The organism is Vibrio sp. 10N.222.52.B7 (assembly GCF_041474275.1).
Classification (GTDB): domain Bacteria; phylum Pseudomonadota; class Gammaproteobacteria; order Enterobacterales; family Vibrionaceae; genus Vibrio; species Vibrio crassostreae_C.
Genome location: NZ_JBFRTU010000583.1, coordinates 1 through 325, shown reverse-complemented (window position 1 = coordinate 325; position 325 = coordinate 1). Strand labels below are relative to the sequence as shown.

Genomic DNA, 325 nt, shown 5'->3' with positions numbered 1-325 from the left:
CTAGTAACTTCTCAAAAAATTCCAAATGCTTCTTCACTGTCACTCGTGAACTAAAGCTTTCATCTAAGCGCTTCTTAGCCGCTTCACTCATTGTTGTGCACTTTGCCTTATCTTGTGCGAGCTTGTCCATCGCCTCACCTAACGCCTTGGCGTCACCGGTCGGGACAATATAACCCGTCTCGCCATCTACAACGAGTTCAGGAGCTCCACCTGTGGTCGTAACTACAGAAGTTGTACCATTCGCCATTGCTTCAACAATGGTACGCGGTAGTCCTTCTCCGCTAATCGATGGCTGGACTTGAAAGTCAGCCATACACATGATTGA

1 protein-coding gene is annotated in these 325 nt (G+C 47.7%); it reads right to left on the bottom strand.

The window, feature by feature from the left end; all coding sequences use genetic code 11:
• Window positions 1–325: glycosyltransferase (locus tag AB4512_RS24305; protein ID WP_372176057.1), on the bottom strand; the 325-nt coding region annotated here is incomplete at both ends.